The organism is Streptococcus sp. KR (genome assembly GCF_002238115.1).
Classification (GTDB): domain Bacteria; phylum Bacillota; class Bacilli; order Lactobacillales; family Streptococcaceae; genus Streptococcus.
The window spans coordinates 96,232-103,725 of sequence record NZ_NGVM01000007.1 but is presented as its reverse complement, the minus strand read 5'-3'; the positions used below and the strand labels follow the sequence as shown (position 1 = coordinate 103,725).

Below are 7,494 nucleotides of genomic sequence, written 5' to 3'. Positions count from 1 at the left end.
TCAATAATCATGCTATTATAAACCTATTTGAGTGCTTTGTATAGTGATAATAAATAGTTATCGGTAGGAGAAATTATGAGATTAGTAGTCATTTTAAATGTCAATCCAGATTCATCCATTCAAACAAAAATTATCGAAAACAGAGAATACACTCGCAATGAATTGAGAGATATTCTCTATAAAAGTTTTTCTAAATTTATTGATGAAATCATATTTTACGATAATTTTGAGAGATTCAAAAAAAGTGTTTTTAATCACCTAGACGATTTTGTGTTAAATTTTGATTTTGGCTATAAAAGTCGAATTAGAAACATGAGTGTCCCAGCATTTTGTGAAAATTATAAAATTAAATATTTCAACCCAGACCCATATGTACAAGTTTTATGTCAAGATAAATTTATGACAGAGAAATTTGCAGAAAATTTTGGTATAAAAGTCCCAAAAAGTTTGTTAGTATTTGCTCATTCATACACTAAAGAAATTTTAGCGAACTTTGAATATCCAATTATTATTAAACCGAACTATGAATCAGAATCAATAGGAATTACACAAAACTCTATTGTTGAAAATATGGAACAGGCAGATATGGCCCTCAAGAAATTAATGAAGGACTTTGATGGTATTCTAGTAGAGGAATACATTGAAGGAAGAGAAGTAGCTATTACTATTTTGGAAAATAAAGGAAAGTTATTTTTTGAAGAAGTTGAACTTATTTTTCCAGAATATAGTGAATTCAAGTATCAGGCTTATACCTCAGAAATTAAACAAAAAATCGGTGTAGAAATCGAAAAAAGTTGCTATTTAAGCGACAAAGATATTATCAACTTAAAGCAACTTTATAAGAACTTGTCTCCAAATAAATTGATACGAGTAGATGGTCGAATAAAAAATGCAGAATTTTATCTAATAGAGATCAATGCCAATCCTGGGTTATATCCAAAATCTGTTGTGCCTAAAACATTCAACATAAATGGCTATACGTACGATGAAATGATACAAACACTCTTTACTCATCATTTAAATTAAGGGGGAGTTTCCACGAAGTTTCATACATTAACTTCATTTTATAATCTGAGAAGTTTTTGATTTGATTATCAGCTAGTTTATTACAGTACATTTCGACCTTTTCAGAATTGTACATTCTATAATAATAATGGCAGAGGTTATAATAAATTTTATCAATAAATCTTTTAAAACCTGTCTCGTTTAACAAATCTTCTAATTCATACACAAGCATTTGACAATTAATATCTGCTATTTGGTCGCTTAGAATATAGTAAACTAGTAAATTATTATAAATTGCGAGTAAATCATATTGATCATATGCAGTTAGCTTAGCATTATTGAGCAGTTCTGGGATAGAGTTATCAATATCATTATTATGGAATTTAATGGTGGCTTCGTTATGAAGAATCATATGATTGTAAATAAGGCTGTCTCCAAAAAAATCTCTGGCTTTATTTAATTGCTCCTCTGCATCATTAATTTTATCATTGACCGCATACAAGTAAGACAAGTAAATAGCATTTAGACCAGAGAATTCTGCATTTTCTAGACTATAAATTCTACCTGAAATTTCCTCAACTTTCCTTAGTCGTTCAGAAAAGCTAAGCTCAAATACATTTGAAATTCTAATTAAATACGGGTAGTACGGATTATCTACTTGTAATTTAATATTTTCAAAGATTGTTTTAGCCTCATCTCTACGTTCTAATTGTATTAAGTTCATTAGTTTAATCAATGATAGTTTGAAAAATTGTGAGCTTTGTTCACTAAGATTCATAATATTTTCCTGAATGTATTTAATGGATTCAGGAAACAATTCACAACGATTTAAAATTAAGGACTTGGCAAATACTATGTCTGCCGTAACTTCTGTTGAAAGATTGATAAACTCTAGTGCCTCATAGTATAAATTTGCATCATAGGCTATTTTAGCTAGCGACAGTGCGAAGGAACTATCTTTCTCAATAAATCTCTGCCTATTTAAATAAAAAATTTCGAAATACTCTTTACGACCTTGTTGTGAATCAAAGTTTAATAAACGTTCCTGTATCTTAGGTAATATTAATTTAATTTGTAAGAAAAATTTTGAACAAATATAGTAATCAACAAGAGTATCTAAATAAACAAATTCATTTGTTTGAGATAGCTTTAAGTTAAGAAATCTGATGAGAATTGAGCCAACAAATGTTTTCTCTTTTTTGAAATAGGTTTCTTGTCTAATTACTTCTGATACAGAGTTTGATAGAAAAACGAAGTTTTCAACTTGGTCTAATAGCCCTTTTTCAAGAAGAAAATCGATATCTTCTTGGGAAAAAGTTTTATCAGTCTCTAACATGATTTCTCTTAAATCCGTAAGTGATAATTTTCTCTTTGTGTAGAATACAAAAAGTAAGAATACTAATTGAGTTTGAGAAATATTTTCAATAATCTGGTAAATGCTCTGTAATTTGGAAGCCTTATTTTCCTTCAAACGCTCAGAAAAATCTTTTAGTATTAAGGAGATTTCCGATAAATCTCCTTTTCTTATAGAATCCTGTAAAGTTGTAAAATTAATTTGTTCAGCTTGTAATGCTAACTGATTTGACAAAATATTTATGTATAGTTTAATGTGCTCATCGGAGAGTTTTTCTAATTGATATGTCCTCAATATTATGTTGCGACTATTTTTAAAACTATTTTCAACTTTTTTATCTGCACACTCAAAAATGAATAGACTTCCTTCAGATTTTTCAATCAATTTATTCAATAAATCGAGTGATTCTTGATCAATTACTGAGGCGTTTGGAAAATTGAAATATAAATTTTCATGATCTAGTACATATTTTGCGTATTCAAATAGATTCTCAGTTTGAGCTTTTAAAATAAAAGTTTCGTATTCTCTAGGATCAGGTATTAAAGAAGGCAAATTTACTTCAGAGATTATAGATTCTAAGCCATTTTCTTTAGATACCATTCCAATAAAAGCTTGACCAAAAAAAGAAGACATTTTTAATAGTAGTTGCAGGGCCTTTGAACTATTAATTTTTTTAGTATAGAATGCTTTAAAATCAAGATACCCATAGAACTGGCTTACTTTATCTAACTCAATTACAAAACGTCTAAATGTAGAAGAGTTTTCAGTGTCATCTAAATGAAGAATCTCAATAGGAGTTTGTGAAAAATGTTTTATAGTTTCTTTTATAAACTCCGACTTCCCTATACCTGAATTCGCTCTAATAATATAAACTTGACTTTTACCTGTTTTTAAATGTTGTTTATATTCATTTTGTATTTTATCTAGTTCATCTCTACGATTTATAAATTCCATATTTTTATTTTCCTACCGATAACTATTTATTATCACTAGTATACCATAAATTCATCTTCAGTAGCTTGAATTGTATAATGAATTTTTACTTAACATTAAATAGCAAACTATGATATTGGTCAACTATAGCTTAAAACACTGTTTTGAAATTATATCTAATACCTTTGAGTCAATTACAAACTTACAACGACGAAATATTTATATAGTCTGAAGAAAATAAGTACAAATTTATTAGAAAATCGAGATTTCATAGGATTAGAACGAAAAATTTCAATTTCAGAACTATATCCTCTAATGATTTTGAATCAGTCTTTTTTAAATTTCTAAATGATATGATAGCATTATCAAGTAAAAAGAAATTTCCCTGATTGGAGACCGTATCAAATCTTTACGAAAGACACATGACACAACCAGAATTTACACGAATTGGGGGTATTTCACGTAATAGCCTTAGTCGTTACTAGAACGTTACCAGTCCACTTTCAACGGGACTGATAGATGCTATTTGCTAGAAGGTCAACGTATCCTATGTCGATATTCTGGGGAAAGAAAAAATGTTGAATCCAGTTGAAGATTATGAAGTAACTCTAAAAATGGAGATTGTCAAGAAACGTGGAACAAAGTCTCCTAGCTTGTCTCTATCGTTATAAAGACAGTCCCTTTGATGATGAGAGAAATGATGAGTGTTGACTTGTCTGCTATGGTGAATACTAACATTTATCTGTTGACTACTTTAGAAGAACTGGAGCGTTACAGAGACTACTTGGATGGTATTTAGAGCATACTAGAAAACACCAGAAAATCGGATAGTAGCTTAATGAGTTTTTATGATATAGTTAGGAGGAGTTTGCCCGTACCTTAGCTTGCAATATTCACACACTGACGAGAGGAAAGAAAATGAGACAAAATCCAGTAGCTTTCTTTCGTGGCGAACTAGAAAGAAAACTATCCATTGTATCAAGCTCAAAGAGTTTCAGGGCAATATAATCATTATTGATGTTGATAGTTTTCGAGCACAGCATCCACTATTCATCAAAGAGAGATTCTCCAAGACCAGTAGAAAGAGAAACATCATAGAACACTTCTACAGGAAAACGTGTCACAACCTTATCATGAGATTGTTGTGTTTGAAGTAATTCCCCTGCGTACTCATCAACCTTATCTTAATTTTTTGAAGAGAACTGAAGATTGGGGCATAATCTTGTATTCTGATTTAAAATAGATTGTTGGAACATCAGGTGTTCTTGCCAGAGTAGAAAGATTTTTTTGATTTGGATTGGATTTCCCCATTTCCCACTTGTTGTATGAAGCTCTATTGATTTTTAATAGGTTGGAGAGTTCAGTTTGGGTATTCTACGTTCTTTAAGATGAATACTAGAAAACATAAGATAAAACTCCAGTTACTTTATTATGCAACAATTATGTCAAAAATTTTTCAAGATGTAAGGAAGAGATATATTTAAGGAGTTATTGGTTATTAAAGGTAGTGATTAAGTACAATTTATCACTAGTGTGATATAATTTTATTGAGCATGTTATGCTAATCGATGTTAGGAGATATGTATGATTTCTAGGATAATTTTACAAAATTTTAAGCGTTATAAAAGAGTTGATTTTATTTGTAACTCAGAAGTTAACATTTTCGTTGGAGAGAATGGTGCAGGAAAGTCGACGTTATTGTATGCTGTTGGATTAGTGCTGAGTGGAAGTCATAGTCAGATTGAGAGAAGTAGTTTGGCTAGTATCATTAATCAAGAAGCGATTTTAGATTTTATGGGAACAAAGGATATCAATCAGCTTCCTGAGGCCTTTGTCGAAATTTATTTTGATGAATTATGTACTGAAATTTCCTCTAACTTCAATATTGAAGGAAAGCATAACTCTCAAAAAATCAAAGCTTTTGGACTTTCATTAAAAATAATTCCCGATCAAGATTATATATCTGAAATTACTTCTGTCTTAAATGATAGTAACTGGACAGTCTTTCCATTTGAGTTCTATAGAGTTGAATTTTTGACATTTTCAGGGAAACCCTACTCCTCGTACAATAAACCGTATAAGTTTCTACATTCGATAATAAATACCAGTCTTATTGATACACAACAAGAAATTCAAAAACGCATCCATGAGGTGTATTTAGAAAATATATCAGCTGAAAATAGAGCAAAAGTTAATCATCAATACAGGATAAATTCATTTAATTTTTTAAAGACTTTAAGGAAGGATGAACTGTTGAAGGAGAATGCTTCAGAATTCCAACTTCATTTTGACGAATCAGAAAATTCATTTAGAAATTCAGTATCAGCTGTAAAAAATGGTGTAGATATAAAAAATTTAGGGCAAGGAGAAAAAGTATTATTAGGTGTTGAAAATGCATACAGTCATCTCAAGGAAACGGTTAAAATACTACTTATTGAGGAACCTGAGAATCATTTGAGCTTCCAAAACCTCCAAAAATTAGTTAGAATGCTAAGTTCAAAAACAGGTGTTCAAGTTTTTATTGGGACTCATTCAAATATGATTGCTTCAAGATTGGGTGTAGACAATCTTCTTTTTTTAGATAATGGTCAGATATCTAAACTTAAAGGTTTGAAAAAAGATACTGTAAGATTTTTCAAAAAATCTACTAATCAAAATTTATTGAACTTCTCTCTAGGTAAGAAGATAATTCTTGTTGAGGGGAATGCTGAGTATATTTTAGTAGAGAAGTTTTTCGAAATACTCCACTCCAAAAAGCCTGAAGAATTTAATGTATCAATTATTTCTGTAGATGGATTAAGTTTTGAGAGGTATTTAGAAATTGCAACCAACTTTACTGATAAAAAAGTAGCAGTTATAACGGATAACGATGGTGATTATGAAAGTAAAGTACAGTCAAAATATAGTTCTTATCAACAATTCCAGAATATAAAAGTTTCCTCTGATTTAGATAATGCTAATCGAACATTTGAATTATGTATTTATAATAATAACAAGGATTTGTTAGATTCTTTTGGTTTAACTAAATCTAAAGATTTATTAGGATATATGCTTAGGGAGAAGGCTGAATTTGCATTGCGATTACTAGAAAAAATGGAAACTGATCATAGAAGTGACGAATTTATTATACCTGATTACATTAAAGAGGCGATTGAATGGATAATAAAAGATTAATTCATGCCGTTGCTGGAAGTGGCAAAACAACTAAAATAATTGAAAGTATTAATCCTCAAAAAAGAAATCTTATACTTACGTATACAGAGACGAACCAGAATACAATCAGAGAAAAGTTGATTGACAAGTTTGGATTCATCCCTGAGTCTACTTTTATTTTTGGTGTTTTTGAGTTTCTATATAGTTTTTGCTTAGTGCCATATTTAGGGAAACGACCAAAAGGAATAAATTTTGATTATGAGCCTCAATGGAAATTTGATAACACTACTATAGATAATACTGGAAGAATTGTTCAGAATCAACTTTCTAAATCTCTATTAAGGGGTTCATTAATTTATAAGAGGAAAGAGATTGGATTTGATAATTCATATTTGGATAGAATTGATAAATTTTTTGATTGTATTTATGTAGATGAGTGTCAGGATTTTGAATCAGATGATTTTGATTGGCTTTTAAGTTTAAGTAATCTTAATGCAGAAGTATTTTTATTTGGAGATTTTTATCAAAAAACCTTTAGTACTTCAAGGCGAGCTAATAAAGGAAAAGGGATCCATTCGAGTTTTGAGAATTGGTTAAAAGTTCTTTCTGATTCAGGATATGAAATTGATTTATCGAGTTTGTCAAAAAGTTATCGTTGTCCAAAAATAGTTTGTGACTTTATTGTTGATAAGTTAGCTATTGAAATTTTATCACATCGAGAAGAAAAGCTTTCTGCCGAAATTATTCTCATAGATTCAAAGGATAAAATAGAATCAATAATGACAAATGATAATGTTATGAAACTTTTTTATCAAAAATCTTATGAATATGATTGTAAAAGTCAGAATTGGGGGGATAGTAAAGGCTCTGAATATGACAATGTTTGTGTAGTATTAAATCCAACATCATACAAATTATTCGCAGCTGATCGCTTGAATGAACTTTCTTCACAAACCAAAAGTAAATTTTATGTTGCGTGTACACGTACGAGGGGAAACCTATATTTTGTAAATCAAAAAGATATCATAGATTATAAGAAGATAAAGTAA

At 29.7% G+C, this 7,494-nt stretch carries 5 protein-coding genes and 1 pseudogene; 4 read left to right on the top strand and 2 right to left on the bottom strand.

Annotation, left to right across the window (positions count from 1 at the left end):
* Positions 1–75 precede the first annotated feature (75 nt).
* Positions 76–1,026, top strand: coding sequence for an ATP-grasp domain-containing protein (locus tag CBI42_RS04180; protein ID WP_094753327.1), 951 nt, complete (start codon positions 76–78; stop codon positions 1,024–1,026).
* On the opposite strand, the gene CBI42_RS12770 is transcribed toward CBI42_RS04180, so the two are convergent.
* A complete protein-coding gene (locus CBI42_RS12770; protein ID WP_179211360.1) occupies positions 1,007–3,313 on the bottom strand; it encodes a hypothetical protein in 2,307 nt (768 codons plus the stop codon). The genes CBI42_RS04180 and CBI42_RS12770 overlap by 20 nt on opposite strands.
* 364 nt (positions 3,314–3,677) lie before the next feature.
* Between CBI42_RS12770 and CBI42_RS04170 the strand changes: the two are divergent.
* A pseudogene (locus tag CBI42_RS04170) lies at positions 3,678–4,091 on the top strand (XRE family transcriptional regulator).
* Between the two features lie 380 nt (positions 4,092–4,471).
* Here CBI42_RS04170 and CBI42_RS13225 read toward each other — a convergent pair.
* Positions 4,472–4,603, bottom strand: coding sequence for a hypothetical protein (locus tag CBI42_RS13225; RefSeq protein WP_250646346.1), 132 nt, complete (start codon positions 4,601–4,603; stop codon positions 4,472–4,474).
* Between the two features lie 273 nt (positions 4,604–4,876).
* On the opposite strand from CBI42_RS13225, the gene CBI42_RS04160 reads away from it, so the two are divergent.
* Together CBI42_RS04160 and CBI42_RS04155 are read left to right on the top strand one after the other, a co-directional pair.
* Complete coding sequence (locus CBI42_RS04160) at positions 4,877–6,466, top strand: ATP-dependent nuclease (protein ID WP_094753326.1); 1,590 nt, start codon at positions 4,877–4,879, stop codon at positions 6,464–6,466.
* Complete coding sequence (locus tag CBI42_RS04155; RefSeq protein ID WP_094753325.1) at positions 6,448–7,494, top strand: RNA helicase; 1,047 nt, start codon at positions 6,448–6,450, stop codon at positions 7,492–7,494. The genes CBI42_RS04160 and CBI42_RS04155 overlap by 19 nt, the downstream gene beginning before the upstream one ends.

Excerpts from the sequence above, each read along its gene's own strand:
- CBI42_RS12770 (WP_179211360.1), bottom strand. The coding sequence starts at position 3,313 with ATGGAATTTATAAATCGTAGAGATGAACTAGATAAAATACAAAATGAA.
- CBI42_RS04155 (WP_094753325.1), top strand. The coding sequence starts at position 6,448 with ATGGATAATAAAAGATTAATTCATGCCGTTGCTGGAAGTGGCAAAACA.
- CBI42_RS04180 (WP_094753327.1), top strand. The coding sequence starts at position 76 with ATGAGATTAGTAGTCATTTTAAATGTCAATCCAGATTCATCCATTCAA.
- CBI42_RS13225 (WP_250646346.1), bottom strand. The coding sequence starts at position 4,603 with ATGGGGAAATCCAATCCAAATCAAAAAAATCTTTCTACTCTGGCAAGA.
- CBI42_RS04160 (WP_094753326.1), top strand. The coding sequence starts at position 4,877 with ATGATTTCTAGGATAATTTTACAAAATTTTAAGCGTTATAAAAGAGTT.